Below are 23,490 nucleotides of genomic sequence, written 5' to 3' on the forward strand. Positions count from 1 at the left end.
CCCGACAGTAGATCCACGCCATGCGTGGATGGCGCTCATGCCGCCGCCAGCAACGCCGGCTGCAATGCGCTGAACAGCCGCGCCAACCGCTGCGCCCAGGCCTGCTGGCCGGCCACGTCGGCAATCAGGTCCTGGCGGATTTCCAGTTCCACATGCACCAGTCCGCGGTCTTCGCCATGCACCGGCACCGCGTAGTCGCTGGTGCTGCTCACCGAATAAGGTTGGTTGTCGCCCACCACCAGGTCGCCCTCGGCACGCAGCGCCCGCAGCAGCGCCTGGGCGAAGCGGGTGTCCTGGTGGTACAGCACGCCGGCGTGCCACGGCCGCGCCGTGCCGTTCATCGCCGGGGTGAAGCTGTGCATCATCACCAGCAGGGTGGGGCGGCCGGCGTCGCGGCGCGCGTCCAGCTCGGCGTCGATGCGTGCGTGGTACGGCGCGTGGATCGCGTCGATGCGCTGCTGGCGCTGCGCCGCCGACAGCCCGGCATTGCCCGGCACCACGGTGTGGTCGCTCACTTCCGGGATCAGTGTGGGCGAGGCCAGCGGCCGGTTGCAGTCGATCAGCAGGCGCGAATAGGTCTGTTCGATCGCCCAGGCATCGAGCAGCCCGGCCAGTGCACGGGTGGTGCCGGCAATGCCGATGTCCCAGCCGATATGGCGATCCAGTTCGTGCTGCGGCAGCCCCAGCTGCGCCAGCCCGCGCGGTACCTGCTGGCCGGCATGGTCGGCCAGCAGGAGGTAGGGCGAAGCGCCCTGCGCGCGGTGGATCGTGTAGACAGCCGGGTCGTCGGCGCCCAGCAGGGCCGGCAGCCCGTGCAGGTCGGCGTCAGCCACGCGGGCGGCCATCCAGGTGGTGTTCGATCATCCACAGCCCGGCCCACAGCTTGGCGTCCAGCGCGTAGCCTTCGCCCATCTTCTGCACCAGCCAGGCCGCCGCCTCGCTGCGCGGAATCTCGTGCACGGTGATGTTCTCGCTTTCATCGCCGCCGCCGCTGCCGACCCGGCGCAGGCCGGTGGCGCGCACGAAGGCGATCTTCTCGCTGCTGGCGCCGGACGAGGTCGGGCCGATCATCAACACTTCGGCGTGCGCGGCGGTCCAGCCGGTTTCCTCTTCCAGCTCGCGCACCGCCGATACTTCGATCGATTCGCCGGCATCGACATCGCCGACCAGGCCGGCGGGCATCTCGATGGTCGGTGCCTGCAACGGCACGCGGAACTGTTCGACGAACAGCACCTTGTCCTCGGGGGTGACCGCGATGATGATCGCGGCCAGGCCGCCGGCGTGGGTGCGTTCGCTGTATTCCCACGTACCGCGCACGACCATGCGCTGGTACTTGCCTTCGTAGACGACACGCGGTGCTTCAGTGTTGCGCTGGCTCATGCGGGCTCGCTGGGTGTGGGAAGGGGGTCGGCCATGCCGGTGGCGGCGAACAGGCGGCGGCGGGTCAGTGGCCCGAAACGCAGGGTCTGGCACAGGCCATCCAGCAGTTCCGGGTCGGCGGGCTGGCGCAGCAGGCCCAGTGCGCTCCCGTCCAGCGGCGCGTCCAGGGCAATGGTGGTCAGCTGCCGCCACAGCAGCGCGTGCTCGCGCTGCTCGCGCAGGCGCACGGCCATCTGTGCCGCGCCGCGCAGGCGCAGGAACGGCACTTCGTCGATGCGTTCGAACAGGGCATCCATGCTGCCGAAGTGGGCCAGCAGCACCGCTGCCGACTTGGCGCCGACACCGCTGACGCCGGGAATGTTGTCCACCGCATCGCCGCACAGCGCCAGGTAGTCGGCAATCTGGTGCGCGTGCACGCCGTGGCGGGCCTTCACCCCGGCCACGTCCCAGCGCTGGTTGCGCGCATAGTCCCACTGCTCGTCGTGGTCCAGCAGCAGCTGCGACAGGTCCTTGTCGGCCGAAATGATCACGCCGCGGTGGCTGCCGCGATGGCGGTGCAGGGCGCTGCCGATCAGGTCGTCGGCCTCGAAATCGTGGTGGGCCAGCACCGCAAGCCCCAGCGCCGCACACAGCGCCTTGCAGTGCACGAACTGGCGCTTCAGCGCTTCCGGTGCAGGGTCCCGGTTGGCCTTGTAGGCTGGGTACAGGCGGTGGCGGAAGCCACTGTCCAGGGCTTCGTCGAAGGCGATGGCGATGTGCCGCGGGCGCTCGCGTTCCAGCAGGTCCAGCAGGAAGCGGGCAAAGCCGTGCACGGCATTGGTCGGCCAGCCCTGGCTGTCCTGGAACTCGTCCGGCAGCGAGTGCCAGGCACGGAATACGTAGATGCTGGCATCGACCAGGTACAGCGGCGGCGCGGGGTGGGCGCTCACGGCGCTCACGGTGCGGTCCAGTCCTGCAGCAGGGCGGCCGCATCCGGGCGCTCCCGCTCGGGCACCGCGGCCTTGGGCGTGCCGATATGGATGAAGCCGGCAATCCGCTCGCCTTCAGCCAGACCCAGGTGGGCGTGCACGGCCGGGTCGAAGGCCATCCACGCGGTCAGCCACTGCGCACCGAAGCCCAGCGCCTGCGCGGCCTGCAGCAGGGCGAAACAGACGCAGCCGGCGGTCATCAGCTGTTCCTGCTCGGGCACCTTGGCGTCCGGGCGTGGGCTGGCCACCACCACGATCACCAGGGGGGCGTGGCTGAAGCGCTGCCGGTCCTTTTCGAACACGGCATCGCCGGCGTGCGGATCGCGTTCGCGGCTGCGTTCGGCCAGGAAGTCGCCCAGAGTGTGACGCGCATCGCCGGCGATCTTCAGGAAGCGGAACGGCACCCGCTTGCCGTGGTCGGGTACGCGCACCGCCGAGGTCAGCATGCGCAGCAGGGTGGCCGGGTCCGGTCCGGGTTCGCCCAGCTGCCGCGAGGGCACCGAGCGGCGGGCATCCAGGGCGAGCAGGGCAGCGGGGTCGGGCATGGAGTCTGAACCGGTCATCACGGGCACATGATTATAGTCGGGGTGGTTGAGGACGCCTGTCGTGTCGCGTCTGCCATTCAAATAACGAACTGTGATGAACGTCATGCCACTGGCGCGGCGCCCAATGCCGCTTCCCCTCGCCTCGCAGGCCCCGCACGGCTTACGATACCCGTCTTGCCGGGCCGCCGGTCGTGAGGTTTGAAGTGAGGACTGTTTCACTGTCCGTGACAGGCTGGCCGGCCTACCATCGGCGTACCGGTGCATGGGGTGCACCGGTCGTCGCGATGTCCATGATGTCAGTCGCAATAGAGAAGGTGGGGAGCCTTCCCGAATGATGAGCGCGCCCACTCCGATGGGATCGCCGGGTCGTGACCCGGCCCAGCTTCAGCTTGCCCGGGACATGGTCCTGCCGGCGCTGTGCCAGGCATTTGCCGCGGCACTGGCCCGTTTCGACGATGCCCTGTTCGACCGTGCCGGCAACGCCGGTGCGTCGCAACTGCTGTTCCTGGATGCCATGCGTGAACTGCGGCGTCGTCGCGCCGAGATCGAGGCCGCCTACGCCAGCCACCTGCAGCGCGCGTGGGCCTCACTCGCTACCGGCGAACCGCTGTCGGCCGAGGCCACACTGTCCGGGCCGGCCGAAGAGGGCCTCAGCCTGATTCCCGAACATGTACTGGAATCGCGGCTGGCCGTGCGCAACTTCGCCACGGTGCTGCTGCGCGATTTCAAGCCGGTGCTGGCGCGGCTGGACCGCCGGCTGGGCTGGCTGGTCGACGCCGGCGAGCTTGACGCTGACCGCAATCCGATCAGCCCCGAGCATCTGGGCGTGGCCATCCACGAGGCGTTCGCGCACTGCGAACTGGCCCCGGAAGTGCTTCTGGTGCTGATCAAGCTGTGCGAGCGCGACCTGCGCGTGCCGGTCGGTCGCATCTACGAGAAGCTGGACGAACAACTGGCCGCCGCCGGGGTGATGCCGCACATGGGTGCGCCGCGTCGTGCACCGTCCGCCGCGCCGTCGCGGCCGCCGCCGGGCCTGGATGACCTGGTCGAGCAGCGGCCCATGCCCGGCTTCGACACCGATTTCAGCGATGAAGAACAGGCCGCGCCGGCCTGGGCGCAGCGCTTTGCCGCGCGCTGGTCCGAGCGCCGCGGGCACATGCAGCAGCACCTGGGCGCGGAAGAAAGCCCGGCCGGGGAAGGCTACGGTGGCCAGCAGGGCATGCTGCTGGAGGCCCTGCACGAACTGCTGCAGCAGACCCGCCACGTGCGCGAAGACGCGACGTCGGCCGCGCAGGTGGCCGTGGGCCAGCATCGCCCGCTCAGCCAGCGCGAAATGATGTCGGTGCTGTCGCTGCTGCAGGCCACGCCCAGCGCCACCCTGCGTGCCGCCATTGGTGAAGATGGCGAGTCGCTGGCACAGCGCCTGAAGAGCGAGGTGCTGTCCAGCGCGACCCGGCTGGGCGCCGATCCCGGCCAGACGCGCCTGGACCCGCAGGACGAGGATGCGATCGATCTGGTCGGCATGCTGTTCGACGTGATGCTGGACGAACGCGAGCTGGAAGGTCGTTCGCGCGAGCTGATCGGCCGCCTGGTGGTGCCGTTCGTGAAGGTGGCCATGCTCGACCGCCGCATGTTCGTGCAGAAGACCCACCCGGCACGCAAGCTGCTCAATTCGCTGGCCGAAGCCTGCGAGGGCAACACCGGCGAAAGCCAGGCCGAGCGCATGCTGATGGCCAAGGTGGAAGAAATCATCGAACGCCTGGTGGCCGAGTTCAACGAGAACCTGGCCATCTTCCTGACCCTGGAAGAAGAGTTCCGCGAGTTCCTGGTGCAGCACCGCCGGCGCGTGGAAATCGCCGAGCGTCGTGCGGCTGAAACCCAGCGCGGCCAGGAGAAGCTGGAAATGGCCCGCAGCCGTGCCGGCGCCGAGCTGGACCGCCGTATCGGCGATGCCACGCTGCCGGCGGCGATTGCCGAGTTCCTGCGCCAGCCCTGGCAGCATCATCTGACCTTGGCGCTGCTGCGCGAGGGCGAAGAAGGCAGTTCGGTGGCCGAGGCACTCACCCTGGGCGATGGCCTGCTGGAAGAAGTGGCCGAAGCGCGCCGCCAGATCGTCGGCAAGCCGTGGCTGCAGGCCTGGCAGCCGGCACTGGCCAAGGTGTTCGCCAGCGTGGGCGTTCACGGTGACGCCGCCAGCGCGGCGATCGATGCGCTGCACGACACGCTGCAGGGCATCGCCGAATCGCGCCCGGAACTGCAGCGCGCGCTGCCGGAGCTGCCGCAGGTGGCGTTGCCGACCGCGCCGGCGCCGGAAGCTGCGGCAGTGGAGCTGGGTGCGCAGGTGGACACCGACGATTTCGACAATGCCGACGCCGACCGCTTCCGCCGTATGGAAATCGGCAACTGGCTCGACTTCGTCGACAAGGACGGCAAGGTGCAGGCGGGCAAGCTGTCCTGGGTCAGCCCGATCTCCTCGCGACTGCTGTTCGTCAACCGTCGTGGCGTGCGCTTCTGCGTGGCCTCGCCGGAAGAGCTGGCGGTGATGGTGCGCCTGGGCCGCCTGCGCGCCCACGTGGACGATGGCGCCTTCGACAGCGCCATGCAGGGCGTGATCGACCGTCTGGACCCGGGCAGCGCCACCCTGCACTGAGCCGGGCACCCCTGCTAGGATCGGGAAAACTCACCGATCAGCGGGGACCTGCATGGCCGTGGCGTTGCTGGGGATGAAGGAGACCGCGCCGGGCGAACGGCGCGTGGCGCTGACGCCGGAGACGGCGAAGAAGCTGGGCGCACTGGGCATTACCGTCTGGTACGAAGCCGCCGCCGGACTGGCAGCCGGCTTCCCCGATGCCGCCTACGACGATGCCGGTGCACGTGTGTTCGACGCTGCGCGTTGGAGCGAAATCGACATTCTGCTCTGCGTGCAGGCGCCTGCAGCGGCGCAGTTGGGTCTGCTCAAGCCTGGCGCCAGTGTGATCGGGCTGCTGGCGCCGGCGTCCGATCCGGCCCTGGCCGCCTTGGCCGCCGACGAGCGCCTGCGGCTGTTCCCGCTGCAGCAACTGCCGCGCACCACGCGTGCGCAGGCCATGGACGTGCTCAGTTCGCAGGCGGGCATGGCCGGCTACAAGGCGGCGCTGATTGCGGCTGATCGTGCGCCACGCTTCTTCCCGATGCTGACCACCGCCGCCGGCACGGTGCGGCCGGCCAAGGTGCTGGTGATCGGTGCCGGCGTGGCCGGTCTGCAGGCCATTGCCACCGCACGTCGTCTGGGCGCACAGGTGGAAGGTTTCGATGTGCGGCCGGAAACCCGCGAACAGATCCAGTCGCTGGGCGCGCGTTTTCTTGATCTGGGCGTGAGCGCGGTGGGCGAGGGCGGCTACGCGCGCGCGCTGACCGACGAAGAACGCGCCGAACAGCAGCGTCGCCTGGGCGAGCACCTGCGCAGCGTGGACGTGGTGATCTGTACCGCCGCGGTGCCGGGGCGGCCGGCGCCGACGATCGTCACTGCGGCCATGGTCGAAGGCATGGCTGCGGGCAGCGTGATTGTCGACCTGGCCGCCGAAAGTGGCGGCAACTGTGCACTGACCCAGCCTGGCCAGTGCATTGAACACCACGGCGTGGTGATTGACGGACCGCTGCACCTGGCCAGTCGCGGTGCCACCCAGGCCAGCGAAATGTATGCGCGCAACCTGCTGAACTTCGTGGCGCTGTTCGTGCGCGAAGGGCAGTTGGCGTTCGACTGGGACGACGAACTGCTGGCGAAAACGCGCTGGCAGCCGTGAAGCGGTAGCGCCGGGCCATGCCCGGCGAGCGCAGCGGCCCGCACAGGTTCCGCCGGGCATGGCCCGGCGCTACCCAATTACCGAGGCTTCGCCGGCGGCGGGTTCTCGCGCACCCATTCCTTGCGCTGTTCCGGCGTCATGTCTGACCAGCGCTCGCGCAGTGCATCGCGCTGGGCCGGGCTCAGCTGGCGCATCTGTCCGAACAGGGCACGGGCCTGTTCGCGCTGTTCCGGGCTCATGTGCTCGAAGCGGCGCAGCCCACGCCGCGCCTTGTCCCGCTCTTCCGGGCTCATCGACTGCCAGCGCTGTCCGTGCGACAGCATGCGCTGGCGCTGCCCGGCGTCGGCGCCGTTCCAGCGGTCACGCAGGGGCGCCAGCAGGGCCTCGCGCTGGGCCGGGCTCAGTTGTTCCCAGCTGGGCAGCGGCGGCGCCGCGGGCGCACTGCGCGCAGGCGTGGCCGGTGGCGCAGCCTGGGCCAGCGCCGGGGCCGCCGGCAGCACGGCTAGGGCGATCAGGATCGGCAGGGTGGAAACTCGCAGCATGGTTCACTCCATCGCCAGGTCGGTGTCGCCCAGCCACAGGTACAGATCGGGATTCTCGTCGTACAGCGCACTGTTGTCGTCCACCGCAGCTACGGCAGGCGGCGCTGTCGGCCCAGTATGCGGGGCGGTGCCGGTGAACTGCACGCCAATGCCCAGTGCAACCACCAGCGAACACGCGGTGGCCAGCCACCAGCGGCCACGGTCGCGGCGCGCGCCTGCAGCGCCGTGACGGGCCTGCCGCAGCCGCGCCAGGGTGTCCGGGGAAAGCGACTGCAGCGCGTGCGCGTGCAGGCTGCGCAGGGCATCGTCGGAAGGCAGAGGGCGGTTCACGGGGCGATCTCCAGATGGTCCTGCAGCGCCTGTCGGGCGCGTGCCAGATGGGTTTTGACGGCACCTTCGCTGCAGCCCATGGCGCGCGCGGTGGTGGCGCCGTCCAGGTCCTGCAGCACGCGCAAGGTGAAAGCTTCGCGCTGGCGGGCGGGCAGGGTGCGCAGGGCCTGCACAAGCTGCTGGTACTGCTGGCGCTGCTCGTGCGCCTGGGCCGGGTCCGGGCCGGGGTCGGCCCAGTCGATCTCGCCGCCGTCGGCGTCCTGGTTGTCGCGCCAGAACGGCAGGCGGAAGCGTCGTCGCCGCTGCATGTCGATCACCCGCCGGCGCAGGATGCTCCAGAACAGCGGCGCCCACTCGGTGGCGGGCTTGTCGGCGTAGTCCAGCATGCGCATCAGCGCATCCTGCACGGCGTCCAGCGCATCGTCGCGCTGGCGCAGTCCGGCTTCGGCGAAGCGGAACGCGCGCGGGCCGACGCCGGCCAGGAACGCCTCCAGCGACGCCGGCAAGGCCTCGCTGTCAGCCGTCGGGGGAAGAGGGCTGCTCACCAGCACAGGGTACGGTTCCTCGCTCACGGTCACCATCGACAACGCGTGAGCGCGCCCGTGGTTGACCAGGCCGCGCACCGGGTTCAGCCCGTGGTTATGATGGGGCGACGAAGACAGAGCGGGAGGCGTTGCCGATGAGTGACGGGTTCGTGGCGCTGTACATCTTCATGCTGGCCGCCATTGCCGGCCACGTGATCATTTCGCGGGTGCCGGTCATCCTGCATACCCCGCTGATGTCGGGTTCCAATTTCATCCACGGCATCGTGCTGATCGGTGCCATGGTGGTGCTGGGCCACGCACAGACACCGCTGGAGAAAGCGCTGGGCTTCCTGGCCGTGGTGCTGGGGGCGGGCAACGCCGCCGGCGGCTACGTGGTGACCGCGCGCATGCTGGAAATGTTCAAGCCCAGCGCGCCCAAGGGCGGCAAGGATGCAGCGAAGGAGCCGCAGGCGTGAACATCAGCACCGTTGAACTGCTTGATTGGCTGGTCAAGGCCAGCTACCTGGTGGCCGCCACCCTGTTCCTGCTGGGCCTGCAGCGCATGGCCTCGCCGCTGACCGCGCGCAGCGGCATCCGCTGGGCCGGGCTGGGCATGCTGCTGGCCACCGCGGCCACCTTCTTCCTGCCCGAACTGCACAACGTGCCGCTGATCCTGGTGGCGCTGCTGCTGGGTGCGGGCCTGGCCTGGTGGTCGGCCGGCAAGGTGGCCGTCACCGACATGCCGCAGATGGTGGCGCTCTACAACGGCATGGGCGGCGGTTCGGCGGCCGCCATCGGCGCGGTGGAGCTGCTGCGCTATGCCTTCCTGGCCCACCGCGATACCAGCCACTGGAGCGCGCAGGCGCTGGCCGACCTGGCCGCGCGCCAGCCCTCGGCCACCGTGCTGATGCTGGCGGTGGTCGGTGCAGCCATCGGTGCGGTGTCGCTGTCCGGCTCGGTCATCGCCTGGGCCAAGCTGGATGGCCGCCTGGACAAGCGGGTGACCTGGCCCGGCCAGCAGATCCTGAACCTGCTGGTGGCGCTGGCCGTGGTGGTGCTGGGCATCATCGCCGCCACTACGCTCAGCACCTGGGCCATCGTCGGTTTCTTCGTGCTGGCACTTGCGCTGGGCGTGCTGATGACCCTGCCGATCGGTGGCGCCGACATGCCAGTGGTCATTTCGCTGTACAACGCCTTCACCGGCCTGGCCGTGTCCTTCGAAGGCTACGTGCTGGGCAACGAGGCACTGATCATCGCCGGCATGATGGTCGGCGCGGCCGGCATCCTGCTGACCCGGCTGATGGCCAAGGCCATGAACCGGCCGATCCGCAACGTGCTGTTCTCCAATTTTGGCGGCGGCGCCAGTGGCGAAGCGCAGGCGATCAGCGGCTCGCAGAAGCCCATCGATGCGGCCGACGTGGCGGCGATGATGGCCTTCGCCGAACGCGTGGTGATCGTGCCGGGCTATGGCATGGCCGTGGCCCAGGCCCAGCACAAGATCTGGGAGCTGGCGCAGCGGCTGGGGCAGCGCGGGGTGAAGGTGAAGTTCGCCATCCACCCGGTGGCCGGGCGCATGCCTGGGCACATGAACGTGCTGCTGGCCGAAGCCGGCGTGCCCTATGACCTGATTGCCGACATGGACGACATCAACCCCGAGTTCGCCACCACCGACGTGGTGCTGGTGATCGGCGCCAACGACGTGGTCAACCCGGTGGCGCGCACCGACCCGGCCAGTCCGATCTACGGCATGCCGGTGCTGGACGTCGTCAACGCCCGCAACGTGGTGGTGATCAAGCGTGGCAAGGGCACCGGCTTTGCCGGCATTGAAAACGCCCTGTTCTACGCCGACAACACCCGCATGCTGTACGGCGATGGCGCCGAGGCCGCCGCCGCCCTGGTCAGTGAATTGAAGGCGCTCGACGGCGGGCATTGAGCGGAGGTTGCACCCGGTAGGTGCGGACCTTGGTCCGCACGCTTCCGCCGGCCTGCGGCCAACATCACCGCATCGACGCATGGCGTGGATCTACCCGGGCATTCCCGCACCTCCGCATCCACGCATGGCGTGGATCTACCCGGGTATTCCCGGTAGGTGCGGACCTTGGTCCGCACGCTCCTGCCGCGCAGCCATCGGCGCGATCAGCGCGCCAGCCAGGCGCCGACCACCACGGCCACCGACAGCCAGATCCATTCCATCGCCCCGTTGGCCAGATTGGTCAACGTCCAGGCCAGGTGCGGGCCCATGCGCAGCGCGGCATCCATCGGGTTCAGGCCGATCGAGCCGCCCATCCACGCACTGGCGATGCTCCAGTAAGCGACTGCGCTGACCAGCAGCGTGCCCAGCACCACCAGGGCAATGCGCAGCCGCCCCGGGCCCAGCGTGCCCAGGCGCAGCATGAACACCAGTTCCAGTGCGGTCACCACCGCCATCCAGCCGGCCTGTCGGCCGGTCATCAGGGCCAGCAGTACCCAGGCCATGGGGGCAACAAGCAGGCCCAGCAGCAGCATGAAGGGCCAAAGCCAGGTCACGGTCCTGGCACGTGTGGCATTGGAGGACATCGAAGCTTCCTGAAAGTCAGCCACAGGATACTGTGGTTTGCCGCAGCGCACCGGCGTCGGTGGGGCGGGCGGGGTAGAATGCAGGCTTGCGCGGCCCGGCCCGCGGCCCCATATCGATCCCCATGTATTCCCGTAGCAGCGAACCTGTCCACTTCGAACGCGACTGCGAGGCCGTGATGGTCCCGCAGGGCGACACCGTCACCCTGCCTGCCGGCAGCTATGGGTACATCACCCAGGCGCTGGGTGGCAGCTATTCGGTGTTTGTCGAAGGCAATCTGTTCCGAATCGCCGGCAAGGATGGCGATGCCATCGGCAAAGAGGCGCCGGCACCGCTGGAACTGCCCGACGACGCCACCGACGAGCAGGTCGAACAGTTGGTGTGGCAACAGCTGCGTACCTGCTTCGACCCGGAAATTCCGGTCAACATCGTCGAACTGGGCCTGGTCTACGAAGTGGAGATCAAGCACCTGGACGAAGGCCAGCGCGAGATCGACGTGAAGATGACGCTGACCGCGCCGGCCTGCGGCATGGGCGACATCCTGGTGGACGATGTACGCAGCAAGCTCGAAATGATCCCGACGGTGGCCGAGGCCGACGTCGAGCTGGTATTCGACCCCCCGTGGAACCAGCACATGATGTCCGAGGCAGCGCGGCTCGAAACCGGCATGCTTTGACCCACGGTCCCGCCCCCGGCGGGCCCGGCACTACCCGCAACCAGAACAGGAATCCTCCGGTGTCCCAGTCCATCCCCAGCTTCGCCGTTACCCGTTCGGACCACCCGCGCAGCGCTGAAGAGCGCGCCCAGATCCTGGAGAAGCCGGGCTTCGGCCTGCACTTCACCGACCACATGGTGGAAGTGCGCTGGGACAAGGACACCGGCTGGCACAACGCCAACGTGCGCGCGTATGGCCCGCTGCAGCTGGACCCGGCCGCGGCAGTGCTGCACTACGGCCAGGAAATCTTCGAGGGCATCAAGGCCTACCGCCACGCCGACGGTTCGATCTGGACCTTCCGCCCGGACGCCAACGGCCGCCGCCTGCAGCGCTCGGCCCAGCGCCTGGCGCTGCCGGAACTGCCGGTGGAGATCTTCGTTGAATCGCTCAAGCAGCTGATCGCGCTGGACAAGGACTGGGTGCCGTCGGCCGACGAATCCAGCCTGTATTTCCGTCCGTTCATGATCGGCGACGAGGCCTTCCTTGGCGTGCGCGGCGCGCACAAGGCCGGTTACTACGTCATCGCCAGCCCGGCCGGCCCGTACTTCGCCAAGGGCGTGGCCCCGGTGTCGATCTGGCTGTCCACCGAATACGCGCGTGCGGCCAAGGGCGGCACCGGTGCGGCCAAGTGCGGTGGCAACTACGCCGCTTCGCTGCTGCCGCAGCAGAAGGCGCAGGCGCAGGGCTGTTCGCAGGTGCTGTTCCTGGACCCGGTGGAAGGCAAGTACCTGGAAGAACTGGGCGGCATGAATGTCTTTCTGGTCTACAAGGACGGCACCCTGGTCACCCCGGAACTGTCCGGCAGCATCTTGGAAGGCATCACCCGCGAAAGCATCCTGCAGCTGGCCCGCGACCGCGGCATGAAGGTTGAAGAGCGCAAGGTCACCATCGACGAGTGGAAGCAGGGCGTGACCTCGGGCGAGATCGCCGAAGTGTTCGCCTGCGGTACCGCAGCGGTGGTCACCCCGATCGGCCAGCTGAAGGGTGAAGGCTTCTCGGTGGGTGACATCAACGCGCCGGCCGGCGAAGTGACGATGTCGCTGCGCAAGGAACTGACCGACATCCAGTACGGCCGCCTGCCCGACCGCCACAACTGGCTGGTCAAGCTGGGCTGATCGCCCCCGTACAATCGTAGAGTCGAGCGTGCTCGACTGCTCTGTCAGGTTTCCCCGGAAAGCCCCTCCCCGCGACGGGCTTTCTGCGTTTCAGCAACCATCTCCGGCGGGCAGCCTGCCGATGTCGGCAAAGACATGGATGGACACTGAAAGTCGTGTTCATGTCTGTCGAGATGGCGTGAAAGTTCCTTCACCTTCACAAACCTTCCACACGGGAAGTCTCAGAACAGACATTTCATGTTGCTGAAAAGACACTGAAAATCTTGTGGTGTCCGGATCGAGCCTTTAGCGTCATCTGACAGCGGATCTACAGGGGAATCCGCTGACTCACCGGACGCCGAGCGGCGCCCTCGTTCCTTGCCAAGCGCTCGCTCCGGTGCTTCTGCCGATTTCGGCATTCACACCACTAGAAAGGGAAATTCCGATGTCCCAGGTTTCGCATCTGCGTGCCCGCAAGTCGTGGGTGGTTCTCAGTGCATCCGTCGTCACCTCCCTGCTGCTGGCCGCCCCGGCCTTCGCTGGCGATGTCCAGCTCAGCGGGCTGAAATCCGCGCCGGTGCACCAGCAATTCATCGTGAAATACAAGGACGGCAGCCAGGCCGTGGCCAATACCACCGCGCTGGCCTCGTCGCTGAAGACCGCCGCCGCCGGCCTCTCCAGCGCCCAGGGCCGCGCCCTTGGCCTGCAGCAGGTCCGTCGCCTGGCGACCGGCCCGAGCGTGGTCCGCTCCGACCGCGCGCTGGACCAGGCCGAGTCCGAGCTGCTGATGCGCAAGCTCGCCGCCGATCCGAATGTCGAGTATGTGGAAGTCGACCAGATCATGCGCGCCAACCTGGTGCCCAATGATCCCCGCCTGAGCGAGCAGTGGGGCTTCGGCACCTCCAACGCCTCGATCAACGTGCGTCCGGCCTGGGACCAGTCCACCGGCACCGGCGTGGTCGTGGCCGTCATCGATACGGGTATCACCAGTCACCCGGATCTGAACGCCAACATCCTGCCTGGCTACGACTTCATCAGCGATGCCGCGATGGCACGCGATGGCGGTGGCCGCGACAACAACCCCAACGACGAGGGTGACTGGTACGCCGCCAACGAGTGCGGCGTCGGCTACCCGGCCTCCAGCTCAAGCTGGCACGGCACGCACGTGGCCGGCACCATCGCGGCGGTAACCAACAACAGCACGGGCGTGGCCGGCACGGCCTACAACGCCAAGGTCGTGCCGGTGCGCGTGCTCGGCAAGTGCGGTGGCTACACCTCCGACATCGTCGACGCCATCACCTGGGCCTCGGGGGGTACCGTCAGTGGCGTGCCGGCCAATGCCAACCCGGCTGAAGTCATCAACATGTCGCTGGGCGGCAGCGGCAGCTGCTCGACCACCTACCAGAACGCCATCAACGGCGCGGTCGGTCGCGGTACCACCGTGGTGGTGGCTGCCGGCAACGAGTCGGCCAACGTCTCCACGTCGGTACCGGCCAACTGTGCGAACGTCGTGGCCGTCGCCGCAGTGACCTCGACCGGCGCCAAGGCCAGCTTCTCCAACTATGGCACCGGCATCGACATCTCCGCACCGGGCGCGAACATCCTCTCGACGCTCAATACCGGCACCACGGTACCGGCCAGCCCGACCTATGCCTCCTACAACGGCACCTCGATGGCGGCGCCGCACGTGGCCGGCGTGGTCGCGCTGATGCAGTCGGTCGCACCCTCGCCGCTGAGCCCGGCGCAGGTGGAAAGCATCATCAAGAGCACCGCCCGTGCACTGCCGGGCGCCTGCTCGGGCGGTTGTGGCGCCGGCATCGTCGATGCCAACGCAGCGGTCACCGCCGCCAAGAATGGCACCGGCGGCGGCACCAACCCGAACCCGGGTGGCACCGTGCTGCAGAACAACGTGCCGGTGACCGGCCTGGGTGCATCCAGCGGCGCCTCGCTCAGCTACACCGTGCAGGTGCCGGCCGGCAGCAGCCAGCTGCGCGTGGCCATCAGCGGGGGCAGCGGCGATGCCGATCTGTACATCCGCCAGGGCAGCGCCCCGACCGATACCACCTACACCTGCCGCCCGTACCTGAGCGGCAACAACGAGACGTGCACGGTGAACAGCCCGGCGGCGGGCACCTGGCATGTCCGGGTGAAGGCCTACAGCACCTTCTCGGGCGTGTCCCTGAACGCCCAGTACTGAGCCCACGTCCCTTTCCAAGGGCACGCCCCGGCTTCGGCCGGGGCGTTTTTTTCATGGGCGGCGGCTGCATCAAAGCGTCGCGGTGCAAGGTACTTGGTCCTGCTGGCCGCACGCGGCGATCTGTCAGGAGGGGATGATCCCCCCGATGCAGGACCGCAGGCGCCAGGGATGGCGCCTACGAGCCCCCATGGACGGGTTTACGGCGTGTCCTGCGTCGGGGGGATCATCCCCTCAACCCAGCAGCAACCGAAACGCTGAATCCATCCGCGCGACAGCGCGCCGTGGACCCTCAGACCGATTCGAAGCGGTTCGCGGCCACGTTCTTGCGCACGTGCTGCGGATCAAAAATGCGGCCGTTCATGGCGATGTACACGCCCGACGGCAGCGACTGCACCGCGCCGATCGCGCAGCCGATGTTGAACTCGGCGTCCGAACCACGGAAGCGCGCCGGGCTGAGCGCACCGGTCATCACGATGGTCTTGTCGGCAATGGTCGCCAGCACCTGGCCGGTCTGCACCATCGAATCGGTGCCGTGGGTGACCAGCACGTGGCGGGTCGGCTGCGCGGCGATGGTGGCGCGGATCAGCTCGCGGTCCTCATCGTTGATATGCAGCGAATCCTTGCGCAGGATCGGGATCACATTGAAACGGAAGGTCACCCCCAGCTCGCGCAGGATCATGCCGATCTGCGGGTCGCCGATCTGGTAGTCCGATTTGTCGTCGAAATAGATCTTGTCGATCGTGCCACCGGTGGTGATGACCAGGAGCTCTTCCATCATGTGCATGCGCGAAACCAGGACAGGTACAGCGGCGCGGGGCCGGGAACACAGATGATACGGCCCGGCGGGCGCAGCGTCAGCGCCGCTTGCTCAAGCGGGCGCGCAGGCCGGGCAGGCTGGCGGCGAAGATCACCAGCAGCGCCAGTGCCACTTCGATCAGGGCCAGCCCGCGGGTCTGCGGGTGGCTCCAGGCGCTCATGACACCGTGGCTGAACCAGCCCAGCGCCAGCACCGAAGCCCAGAAACCGGCCTTGCGCCAGCCCAGGCGCAGGGCGATTGCCAGCGCCAGCGGCGGTGCGGTGAACACCAGCTGGGTCGCCAGCCAGTGCTTGTCATTGATGAACCAGCCGGCGAACAGCGCGGCCAGGCCCATCAGCGCCAGCAGCAGCACCGTGCGCGGCGCGCGGCTCATCGGGACAGTCGCTGCGCGATGTCGGCCACCCGCCGCCCCAGCGCGCGCGCCAGCAGGGCTTCATCCTCGCTGGGCTGCGGGTCGTCGGCGGCGCCGGCCACGTGACTGGCTCCATAGGGCGTACCGCCGCCGGTGGTGTGGCTCAGCGCGGGCTCGGTGAACGGGATGCCCACGATCAGGCAGCCGTGGTGCAGCAGCGGCAGCTGCATGGACAGCAGTGTCGATTCCTGCCCGCCGTGCATCGAGGCGGTGGAGGTGAACACCCCGGCGGGCTTGCCGGCCAGCGTGCCGTTCACCCATTCGGCACCCAGACCGTCCAGGAAATGCTTGACCGGCGCGGCCATGTTGCCGAACCGGGTCGGGCTGCCCAGCAGCACGCCCTGGCATTCGGCCAGGTCCTGCACGCTCACATACGGCGCGCCGTCATCGGGCACGGGCGGCTGTGCCGTCTGGGTCACCGCGGCCACCGGCGGCACCGTGCGCAGGCGCGCGCTCATGCCCGGCACTTCGCCGATGCCACGCGCGATCTGGCGCGCCAGCCGTGCCACCGAACCGCCGCGGCTGTAGTACAGCACCAGGATCTCGCCCATCGTGCCCAGGTCTCCTCATCGTGTGGACGCCAGTATGGCTATCCTGCACGCATTCCGCATCGGGTACCCTTGCGCCGATGGAACCTTTGGATACGCTCAACCTGTGGATGGAGCGCGCGCGGGATCGCGCACGGACCGCCAGCTTCGGCCGCTTCCTGTGGCGGCGCTTTCTCGACGACCGCCTTTTCCAGGCGGCCGCGGCCCTGGCCTACACTACCGTGTTCGCGCTGGTGCCGCTGGCGATTGTCGTATTCGGCGTGCTTTCGGCGTTCCCGGTGTTCGATCGCTGGAGCGACCAGCTCAGCGACTATGTGTTCTCCAACTTCGTGCCCAGCGCCGCGCGCGCCGCTGAAGGCTACCTGCGGCAGTTCTCGGCCAGTGCCGGCCAGCTCACCGCCGCCGGCTTCATCGCGCTGGTGGTGTCGTTGCTGATCACGCTCAACAGCGTGGAAGAAACCTTCAACAAGATCTGGCGCATCGGCAACAGCCGTCCCAAGCTCACCCGCTTCCTGGTCTACTGGACGGTCCTGACCCTGGGCGCGATGCTGGCGGCAGCGTCGCTGGCGGTGTCGGCGCGGGTGTTGGCGCTGCCGCTGTTCGGCACCCAGGAAGGGCGCTGGTTGGCCGATCTGGGCCTGCGGCTGGCGCCGGTACTGATCGAATTCATCTGCATCATGCTGGTCTACCGCGTGGTGCCGCACCACACGGTGAAGTGGCGCCACGCGATTCCCGGCGCCGTGCTGGCCGCGGTGATGCTGGAACTGGTGAAGTGGGGCATCGGTGCCTACCTGGGCAGTTTCCAGTCGTACCAGAAGCTGTACGGCACCGTGGCCTTCGTGCCGATCCTGCTGCTGTGGATCTACCTGTGCTGGGTGGCCGTGCTGCTGGGCGCGTCGCTGGCCTCGTCCATGGCCGCCTTCCGCTACCAGCCGGTGGAACTGCGCCTGCCGCAGGGCTACGAGTTCTATGGCCTGCTGCGCCTGCTCGGTCGCTTCCACTACGCGCGGGCCGCCGGCAAGGGGCTGGATGATGACGAGATCCTGCGCATGGAGCCGATGCTGACTGATTCGCTGCTGCAGGACCTGGTGTGCAACCTGCAGGCCATCGGCCTGCTGCGCCGTGACGAGCGTGGCGAATGGCTGCTGGCGCGCGACCTGGACCAGGTCAGCCTGGCCGACCTGTACGAGTCCACGCAGCTGCGCATTCCGGTGGCCGAACAGCATCTGCCGTACCGCGACGACAGTCTGGGCCGGGCCGCCATGGCGGCGCTGGATGAACTTCGCCTGCCGCTGCGCGAGCGCCTCAAGCGCCGCGTCAGCGATATCTATCCTGATTCTGGAGACACCCCATGATCCGCACCCCTCCGCTGCCGCTGGTCCTTGCGTTGGCTGCATCGCTGGCGCTGTCGGCCTGCAAGCCGGCCCAGGAACCGGCAGCGTCCAGCAGCGCGCCGCCCGCACAGGCGCCGACCGCAACCGCGCCCGCTACGGCGCCCGAGCCGATCGATGAAACGCCTGCCGAGCGAACCACCGCCGAAGTTCCCACGCTGAAGATGAAGGCGGTGGATGGTAGCGATTACGACCTGGCAGCCCATCGCGGCAAGTGGGTGGTGGTGAACTTCTGGGCCACCTGGTGTGCGCCGTGCCGCAAGGAAATGCCGGAGCTGTCGGCGCTGCACGCCATGCGCAACAACATCGAAGTGGTGGGACTGGCCTACGAAGACATCGAAGGGCCGGACATGCAGGCGTTCCTGGTCAAGCACCCGGTGACCTATCCGATCGTGGTGGTCGATCCCTTCGACCCGCCGGCCGATTTCGCCATCCCGCGCGGGCTGCCGCTGACCCACCTGATCGCGCCCGACGGCAAGGTCGCGCACACCTTCCTGGGCCCGGTCACCGCCGCCGACATCGAACAGCAGATCGCCGCAGCCCAGTAGAGTCGAGCCTGCTCGACTGAAGGCATCGCGGGGTCGGATCCCGTTGCTACGCAACGGGCTCTGACCCCTTCCCGAGCCATCCTCGCATGGCGTGGATCTACCGATCCTCGACCGGGAAATCCTCGATCGGCTTCAGCACGTCGTAGTGCTCGCGGTGCAGCTTGCCCTTCAGCGCGGGCAGTTCCGGCAGCGGTGCATCCACCCGCGTGTCGGGCAACCGGTCCAGCAGATTGCGCACCAGGGTCAGCCGCCCCTGCCGCTGGTCGTTGAAATCCACCAGGGTCCATGGCGCCTGCTCGCGATGGGTCGCGCGCAACATCGCCTCACGTGCCTCGGTGTACGCGCTGTACTTGCTGCGCGATTTCAGATCGACCGGCGACAGCTTCCAGCCCTTCAACGGGTCCACATGGCGCTCGGCGAAACGCTTTTCCTGCTGTGCCTGGTCCACGCACAGCCAGTACTTGAACAGCAGGATGCCCTCATCCACCAGCAGCTGTTCGAACACCGGCGCCTGGCGCAGGAACCGCTGGTACTCGCCTTCGCTGCAGTAGCCCATCACCCGTTCCACGCCGGCACGGTTGTACCAGCTGCGGTCCATCAGCACGATCTCGCCGGCGGCGGGAAGATGGTTGGCGTATCGCTGGAAATACCACTGGGTGGCCTCGCGGTCGGTTGGCTTGGGCAGGGCCACCACCCGGCACTGGCGGGGGTTCAGGTGCTGGCTGATCGCCTGGATCGCGCCGCCCTTGCCGGCGGTATCGCGGCCCTCGAACAGCACCAGCAGGCGCTGCCCCGTGTGCTGTACCCAGCGCGCCATCGCCGTCAGTTCCAGTTGCAGCGGCTGCAGCAGTGCGTCGTAGTCCTTGCGTTTCAGCTTGCCCATGGGTGCACCACGCGGGAAGGAGTCCCGAGCCTAGCGCAGGGCGGGGTCAGGTCATGTCGACGTCAGGTGGGCGGCCGGTGCCCTGTACCAGCAGGGATCGTCTCGCGTTGCGCCGCCTGCAGCAGGGCCATCACGTGCTCGAACGGTGCGTCGTCGTTCATTGTGTGCCCCCCCAACCGTGCTCACGCGCCAGCGCCTGCAGCAACGAGGACAGATCCAACGCAAATCCGGCCATATCGAACACGCCGCTGCGATCGCGCGCCTGCGCCAGCTGCGCGCGCAGCGCCGACAGGGCCACGGGGTCGTTGCCCAGCGCGCTGGCGGTGGCCACGAAGGCGGCATCGTCAGCCACGTTCATCGCGTGCAGGCCCAGGTGATGGTTGAGGCTGCCGGCCACGCGTGCGGCGAAGGTATCGCCTGGGCAGGTCAGCACCGGGCAGCCAGCCCACAACGCGTCCGACGCGGTGGTATGGGCGTTGTAGGGATGGGTGTCCAGGAACAGGTCGGCCAGCGCGTAGCGCGCCAGGTACTGCGGGTGGGCCAGCTTGGCCATGAACACCAGTCGCGAGGGATCCACCCCGGCCGTCTGTGCGGCGGTGCGCAGGCGCGCATCGGCATTGCCCGGCCCGGACAGCAGCCACAGCACGCTGCCCGGTACCGCCTGCAGCACCGCAAAGGCGCGTGCCATGCTGCGCGGGTTGAGCTTGTAGCTGTTGTTGAAGCAGCAGAACACCACGCCCTGCGCGGGCAGGCCGCAGTCGGCGCGGGTCGGCGCCGGCTCCAGTACCCGGGTGTTGTCTGACGGCTGGAACGCGCGCGGCAGGCGCAGCACCCGTTCGCGGTAATGCGGTTCCAGCGCAGCGGGCAGGGCGAACCCATCGGCCACCACCGCATCCAGCCACGGCGCGCCCGACGTGCCGGGGTAGGCCAGCCAGTTCAGCTGCAGCGGGGCAGGGCGCATGGCCAGTACCTCCGGCGTACCGCCACCGCCCCAGCCGCGCAGGTCGAACAACACATCGATGCCCTGCGCGCGGATGCGTGCGGCCGTCTCGGCGTGGCGCAATCCGGCCACGTCATGCAGCGTGGTGGCCGCCTGCAGGCGCTGGCGGATACGGCTGCCGTCATCGCGGTTGATGGCAAACAGGTGCAGTTGCAGGGCGGGATCGGCACGCAGCTGTTCGAACAGTGCCACCGTCAGCAGACCGGTCGGATGCGCACCGAAGCCGTTGGACAGGAAACCCACCCGCAGCGGCCCGCGCGCGCGCACCGTTGCCGGCGCCAGCGGGCGCACCGAGGCAGCCACGGCCGTGGCGCGGCCGCGCGCGCAGGTCAATTGTTCAGCCGCGCTGGCGTCTTCGCTGAGGAAGGCGAACGGTTCAACGACGCCGTGGCCCGAGGCCACCGCACGCCGGACCTGCGCGGCCAGCGCATCCAAATCCTGCCAGTCGCATAGACGGCGTTGCCAGGCCAGGCGCTGCGCCGCGATGTAGGGCTCGCCCGGTAGCAGGGTGTGCGCGCGCCGGTAGGCATCGGCCGCGCCTTCGGCATCGTTGGCGTCTTCCAGCGCGTGGCCCAGCCACAGGGCAATGCCCGGGTGCTGCGGCGCCAAGGTGGAGGCCTGGCGCAGCAGGGCGGCCGCATCGGCATGCACGCCTGCCATCCAGGCCACCCGGCCCAGCCGTGCCAGTGCCTCGGGATGGTCCGGGCGCAGCTGCAATGCACGGCGTGCGGCGCGTTCACCGGCGGCGATGTCGCCGGCTTCCAGCTCCAGGTCGGCCAGCATGACCCAGGCGACGAAATCGCCGGGCTGGCGGGCCAGTGCCTGCTGCAGTTGCTGCCGTTGCTGCCAGGCCGACACGCCGCTCAGCCCGCCGAAAGCTGGGCCAGGGCGTCCACCTGGTGCTCGTGGCTCAGGCGCTGCAGCAGGGGATCCAGATCGCCGGCCAGGACATTGGGCAGGTCATACAGGGTCAGGCCTTCCACGCGATGGTCGGTGATCCGGCCCTGCGGGAAGTTGTAGGTGCGGATGCGCTGGCTGCGGTCACCGCTGCCCACCTGCAGGCGGCGCGATTCGGCCTGGGCGGCATCCTGGCGCTGGCGCTCGGCATCCAGCAGCTGCGCCTTCAGGCGCTTCATCGCCTTGTCGCGGTTGGCATGCTGGCTGCGCTCGGTCTGGCATTCGACCACCACGCCGGTCGGCACGTGGGTGATGCGGATCGCCGATTCGGTCTTGTTCACGTGCTGGCCTCCCGCACCGGACGAACGGAACGTATCGACCTTCAGGTCGGCCGGGTTGATGACGATGTCATCCACTTCGTCCGCTTCGGGAATGATCGCCACCGTTGCCGCCGAGGTATGGATGCGGCCCTGCGATTCGGTGGCCGGCACGCGCTGCACGCGATGCGTGCCCGATTCGAACTTCAGGCGCGAAAACGCGCCGCGGCCGACCACCCGGGCCACCACTTCCTTGTAGCCCCCATGTTCACCGGGGCTGTCCGATTCGACTTCGACCTTCCAGCCCTGGCGTTCGGCGTAGCGCGCATACATGCGGAACAGGTCGCCGGCGAAGATCGCCGCTTCGTCGCCGCCGGTGCCGGCGCGCACTTCCAGGAACAGATTGCCGTCGTCGCGCGGGTCGCGCGGCACCAGCAGCAGCGCCAGTTCCTGTTCCAGTTCCTGCAGGCGGGCCTGTGCGGCGGCGATCTCTTCGTCGGCCAGCTCGCGCAGGTCGGGGTCGGCACGCATGCTTTCGGCCGCGGTCAGGTCGGCCTTGGCGCGGGCTTCCTCGGCCAGGGCCGTGGCGATCGGTTCCAGTTGGGCGAATTCGCGCGAAAGATCGCGGAAACGGGTGTTGTCGGCGACCACGTCGGGTTCGGCGAGCAGGCGTTCCAGTTCTTCGCGGCGCTCGGCCAGCGCTTCCAGCTTACGGCGCAGGGTCGGCGTCATCGGGTCTCACAGGTGGATGGTGGTAGCCCGGCGTGGCCGGGAACAGGCGCTGCGCGGCGCGGGTCAGGTCGGCATCGCCGGTGAGCGCGGCCGCGCGCAGGGCCGCCGTGGGCGGGTGCAGCAGGCGGTTGGTCAGGCCGTGGGCCAGCAGTTCCAGTACTTCGTCGGCCGGTTTGCCGTTGGCCAGCTGCTGGCGTGCACGGTCCAGCAGTTCAGCGCGGGTGGCTTCGCCGAAGGCGCGCAGCTGCCGCAGCGGTGCCTGGTGGGCGCTGGCCTGCAGGGTTTCCACGTAGCGCGACACCTGCAGGTCGATGATCGCTTCGGCCTCGGCGGCGGCTTCGCGGCGCCCGCGGCGGTTGTCTTCCACCGCGCGTTCCAGGTCATCCACGGTGTACAGGAAGGCATCGTTCAGCGTGCCCACCTCCGCTTCGATGTCGCGCGGCACGGCCAGGTCGAACAGCAGCATCGGCTTGTGCCGGCGCGCGCGCAGGGCATTGGCCACGGCCGCGCGGTGGATCACCGGTTCACGGGCGGCGGTGGCCGAAAACACCACGTCCGCTTCGGCCAGGTGGCGTTCCAGCTCGGTCAGCGGCAGGGCCACGCCGCCATGGCGGCTGGCCAGCTCCTGGGCATGGGCCAGCGTGCGGTTGGCGATCAGCAGGCGCCGCACCTTGCCTTCGCTCAGGTGGCGTGCAGCCAGTTCGATGGTCTCGCCGGCGCCGACCAGCAGCACGGTGGATTCGTCCAGTCGCGCAAACGCGTTCTGCGCCAGGCGCACGGCGGCCGATGCCACCGACACCGGGTTGGCGCCGACCTGGGTATCGGTGCGGGCGCGCTTGGCCACCGAGAAGGTCTGCTGGAACAACCGGTCCAGGCGTTGGCCAAGCAGGCCGTGGTCGCGTGCCGTCGACCAGGCATCCTTCACCTGGCCCAGGATCTGCGGTTCACCCAGCACCATCGAGTCCAGCCCGGTGGCGACCCGGAACAGATGGCGCACGGCCTCGGCGTCGGCGTGCTGGTACAGGTAGCCCTGCAGATCGCCGGCCTGCTGCTGCAGCCACTGGTCCAGGGCCTGCGCCGAGTCAGCCACCGCGTACAGTTCGGTGCGGTTGCAGGTGGACAGCAGCACCGCTTCAGCGATCTGCGGGGTATCGCGCAGCGAACCGAGCGCGCGCGGCAGCGCCTCACCGGCGAAGGCTGCGCGTTCGCGCAGTTCCACCGGTGCGGTCTGGTGATTCAGTCCGAGCACCCACAGGGTCATTGTTCAGTTGCTTGCGATAAGCTGCTGGCCATTGGATGACATTTTAAGGCCCC

Annotated in this window: 24 protein-coding genes; 9 read left to right on the forward strand and 15 right to left on the reverse strand. The window is 68.6% G+C overall.

Annotated elements, in window-relative coordinates; genetic code table 11:
* Positions 1-35 precede the first annotated feature (35 nt).
* From RTY46_RS03500 to RTY46_RS03515, 4 genes are read right to left on the reverse strand one after another with little or no spacing between them, the layout of a single operon-like run.
* Entirely contained in the window at positions 36-833 is a 798-nt protein-coding gene (locus RTY46_RS03500) for an N-formylglutamate amidohydrolase (protein ID WP_312706690.1), read from the reverse strand.
* Complete coding sequence (locus RTY46_RS03505; protein ID WP_312706692.1) at positions 826-1,380, reverse strand: NUDIX hydrolase; 555 nt, start codon at positions 1,378-1,380, stop codon at positions 826-828. Before RTY46_RS03505 ends, RTY46_RS03500 begins: the two co-directional genes overlap by 8 nt.
* Positions 1,377-2,309, reverse strand: coding sequence for a 5'-3' exonuclease H3TH domain-containing protein (locus tag RTY46_RS03510; protein ID WP_312706810.1), 933 nt, complete (start codon positions 2,307-2,309; stop codon positions 1,377-1,379). The genes RTY46_RS03505 and RTY46_RS03510 overlap by 4 nt, the downstream gene beginning before the upstream one ends.
* A gap of 5 nt (positions 2,310-2,314) precedes the next feature.
* Positions 2,315-2,893 (reverse strand): nitroreductase, encoded by a 579-nt coding sequence (locus tag RTY46_RS03515; protein ID WP_312706694.1) that lies wholly within the window; start codon positions 2,891-2,893, stop codon positions 2,315-2,317.
* A gap of 331 nt (positions 2,894-3,224) precedes the next feature.
* Between RTY46_RS03515 and RTY46_RS03520 the strand changes: the two genes are divergently transcribed.
* A complete protein-coding gene (locus RTY46_RS03520; protein WP_312706696.1) occupies positions 3,225-5,543 on the forward strand; it encodes a DUF1631 domain-containing protein in 2,319 nt (772 codons plus the stop codon).
* A 52-nt stretch (positions 5,544-5,595) separates the two neighbouring features.
* The gene (locus RTY46_RS03525; protein WP_312706698.1) at positions 5,596-6,675 is read left to right on the forward strand and encodes an NAD(P) transhydrogenase subunit alpha; all 1,080 of its coding nucleotides are present in this window, start codon (positions 5,596-5,598) and stop codon (positions 6,673-6,675) included.
* 77 nt (positions 6,676-6,752) lie between these two features.
* Here the strand turns inward: RTY46_RS03525 and RTY46_RS03530 are convergent, their stop codons facing one another.
* Genes RTY46_RS03530 through RTY46_RS03540 form a run of 3 tightly spaced genes read right to left on the reverse strand, consistent with a single transcriptional unit; the run spans position 6,753 to position 8,128 of the window.
* Positions 6,753-7,217 (reverse strand): DUF3106 domain-containing protein, encoded by a 465-nt coding sequence (locus RTY46_RS03530; RefSeq protein ID WP_312706699.1) that lies wholly within the window; start codon positions 7,215-7,217, stop codon positions 6,753-6,755.
* Positions 7,218-7,220: 3 nt separating this feature from the next.
* Entirely contained in the window at positions 7,221-7,547 is a 327-nt protein-coding gene (locus RTY46_RS03535) for a hypothetical protein (RefSeq protein ID WP_312706700.1), read from the reverse strand.
* Positions 7,544-8,128, reverse strand: a complete 585-nt coding sequence (locus RTY46_RS03540) for an RNA polymerase sigma factor (protein ID WP_312706701.1) — start codon at positions 8,126-8,128, stop codon at positions 7,544-7,546. The genes RTY46_RS03535 and RTY46_RS03540 overlap by 4 nt, the downstream gene beginning before the upstream one ends.
* A 98-nt stretch (positions 8,129-8,226) precedes the next feature.
* Between RTY46_RS03540 and RTY46_RS03545 the strand changes: the two genes are divergently transcribed.
* On the forward strand, positions 8,227-8,547 hold the full coding sequence (locus RTY46_RS03545) for an NAD(P) transhydrogenase subunit alpha (RefSeq protein WP_108755481.1): 321 nt from the start codon (positions 8,227-8,229) through the stop codon (positions 8,545-8,547).
* Positions 8,544-10,004, forward strand: a complete 1,461-nt coding sequence (locus RTY46_RS03550; protein ID WP_312706702.1) for an NAD(P)(+) transhydrogenase (Re/Si-specific) subunit beta — start codon at positions 8,544-8,546, stop codon at positions 10,002-10,004. Before RTY46_RS03545 ends, RTY46_RS03550 begins: the two co-directional genes overlap by 4 nt.
* Positions 10,005-10,207: 203 nt before the next feature.
* On the opposite strand, the gene RTY46_RS03555 is transcribed toward RTY46_RS03550, so the two are convergent.
* A complete protein-coding gene (locus tag RTY46_RS03555) occupies positions 10,208-10,627 on the reverse strand; it encodes a hypothetical protein (RefSeq protein ID WP_312706703.1) in 420 nt (139 codons plus the stop codon).
* A gap of 122 nt (positions 10,628-10,749) precedes the next feature.
* Between RTY46_RS03555 and sufT the strand changes: the two genes are divergently transcribed.
* From sufT to RTY46_RS03570, 3 genes are all read left to right on the forward strand, one after another.
* Positions 10,750-11,301: a putative Fe-S cluster assembly protein SufT gene (gene sufT, locus RTY46_RS03560; RefSeq protein WP_312706705.1), complete on the forward strand. Its 552-nt coding sequence runs from the start codon at positions 10,750-10,752 to the stop codon at positions 11,299-11,301.
* A 59-nt stretch (positions 11,302-11,360) separates the two neighbouring features.
* Positions 11,361-12,455, forward strand: coding sequence for a branched-chain amino acid aminotransferase (locus tag RTY46_RS03565; RefSeq protein WP_312706707.1), 1,095 nt, complete (start codon positions 11,361-11,363; stop codon positions 12,453-12,455).
* 424 nt (positions 12,456-12,879) lie between these two features.
* Positions 12,880-14,631: a S8 family peptidase gene (locus tag RTY46_RS03570; protein ID WP_312706709.1), complete on the forward strand. Its 1,752-nt coding sequence runs from the start codon at positions 12,880-12,882 to the stop codon at positions 14,629-14,631.
* A gap of 289 nt (positions 14,632-14,920) precedes the next feature.
* Here the strand turns inward: RTY46_RS03570 and RTY46_RS03575 are convergent, their stop codons facing one another.
* The 3 genes from RTY46_RS03575 to wrbA all read right to left on the reverse strand — a co-directional run bounded on the left by RTY46_RS03575 (position 14,921) and on the right by wrbA (position 16,411).
* Complete coding sequence (locus RTY46_RS03575; protein WP_312706811.1) at positions 14,921-15,406, reverse strand: asparaginase domain-containing protein; 486 nt, start codon at positions 15,404-15,406, stop codon at positions 14,921-14,923.
* Between the two features lie 79 nt (positions 15,407-15,485).
* Positions 15,486-15,821 carry a DUF2069 domain-containing protein gene (locus RTY46_RS03580; protein ID WP_312706710.1) on the reverse strand — a complete coding sequence of 112 codons (336 nt, stop codon included), beginning with the start codon at positions 15,819-15,821 and terminating at the stop codon, positions 15,486-15,488.
* A complete protein-coding gene (wrbA, locus tag RTY46_RS03585) occupies positions 15,818-16,411 on the reverse strand; it encodes an NAD(P)H:quinone oxidoreductase (RefSeq protein ID WP_312706711.1) in 594 nt (197 codons plus the stop codon). The genes RTY46_RS03580 and wrbA overlap by 4 nt, the downstream gene beginning before the upstream one ends.
* A 77-nt stretch (positions 16,412-16,488) precedes the next feature.
* On the opposite strand from wrbA, the gene RTY46_RS03590 reads away from it, so the two are divergent.
* Both RTY46_RS03590 and RTY46_RS03595 read left to right on the forward strand, forming a co-directional pair.
* The gene (locus RTY46_RS03590) at positions 16,489-17,763 is read left to right on the forward strand and encodes a YihY family inner membrane protein (RefSeq protein ID WP_312706712.1); all 1,275 of its coding nucleotides are present in this window, start codon (positions 16,489-16,491) and stop codon (positions 17,761-17,763) included.
* The gene (locus RTY46_RS03595; protein ID WP_312706713.1) at positions 17,760-18,347 is read left to right on the forward strand and encodes a TlpA disulfide reductase family protein; all 588 of its coding nucleotides are present in this window, start codon (positions 17,760-17,762) and stop codon (positions 18,345-18,347) included. The genes RTY46_RS03590 and RTY46_RS03595 overlap by 4 nt, the downstream gene beginning before the upstream one ends.
* Positions 18,348-18,444: 97 nt before the next feature.
* On the opposite strand, the gene ppk2 is transcribed toward RTY46_RS03595, so the two are convergent.
* From ppk2 to hemA, 4 genes are all read right to left on the reverse strand, one after another.
* The gene (ppk2, locus tag RTY46_RS03600) at positions 18,445-19,230 is read right to left on the reverse strand and encodes a polyphosphate kinase 2 (protein WP_312706714.1); all 786 of its coding nucleotides are present in this window, start codon (positions 19,228-19,230) and stop codon (positions 18,445-18,447) included.
* A gap of 157 nt (positions 19,231-19,387) precedes the next feature.
* A complete protein-coding gene (locus RTY46_RS03605; protein ID WP_312706716.1) occupies positions 19,388-21,088 on the reverse strand; it encodes a tetratricopeptide repeat protein in 1,701 nt (566 codons plus the stop codon).
* A 5-nt stretch (positions 21,089-21,093) separates the two neighbouring features.
* Complete coding sequence (gene prfA / locus RTY46_RS03610) at positions 21,094-22,176, reverse strand: peptide chain release factor 1 (protein WP_312706718.1); 1,083 nt, start codon at positions 22,174-22,176, stop codon at positions 21,094-21,096.
* Positions 22,154-23,437, reverse strand: a complete 1,284-nt coding sequence (gene hemA / locus RTY46_RS03615; RefSeq protein ID WP_312706720.1) for a glutamyl-tRNA reductase — start codon at positions 23,435-23,437, stop codon at positions 22,154-22,156. Before hemA ends, prfA begins: the two co-directional genes overlap by 23 nt.
* Positions 23,438-23,490 lie beyond the last annotated feature (53 nt).

The organism is Stenotrophomonas sp., from assembly GCF_032056425.1.
In the GTDB taxonomy this organism is placed as follows: Bacteria; Pseudomonadota; Gammaproteobacteria; order Xanthomonadales; family Xanthomonadaceae; genus Stenotrophomonas.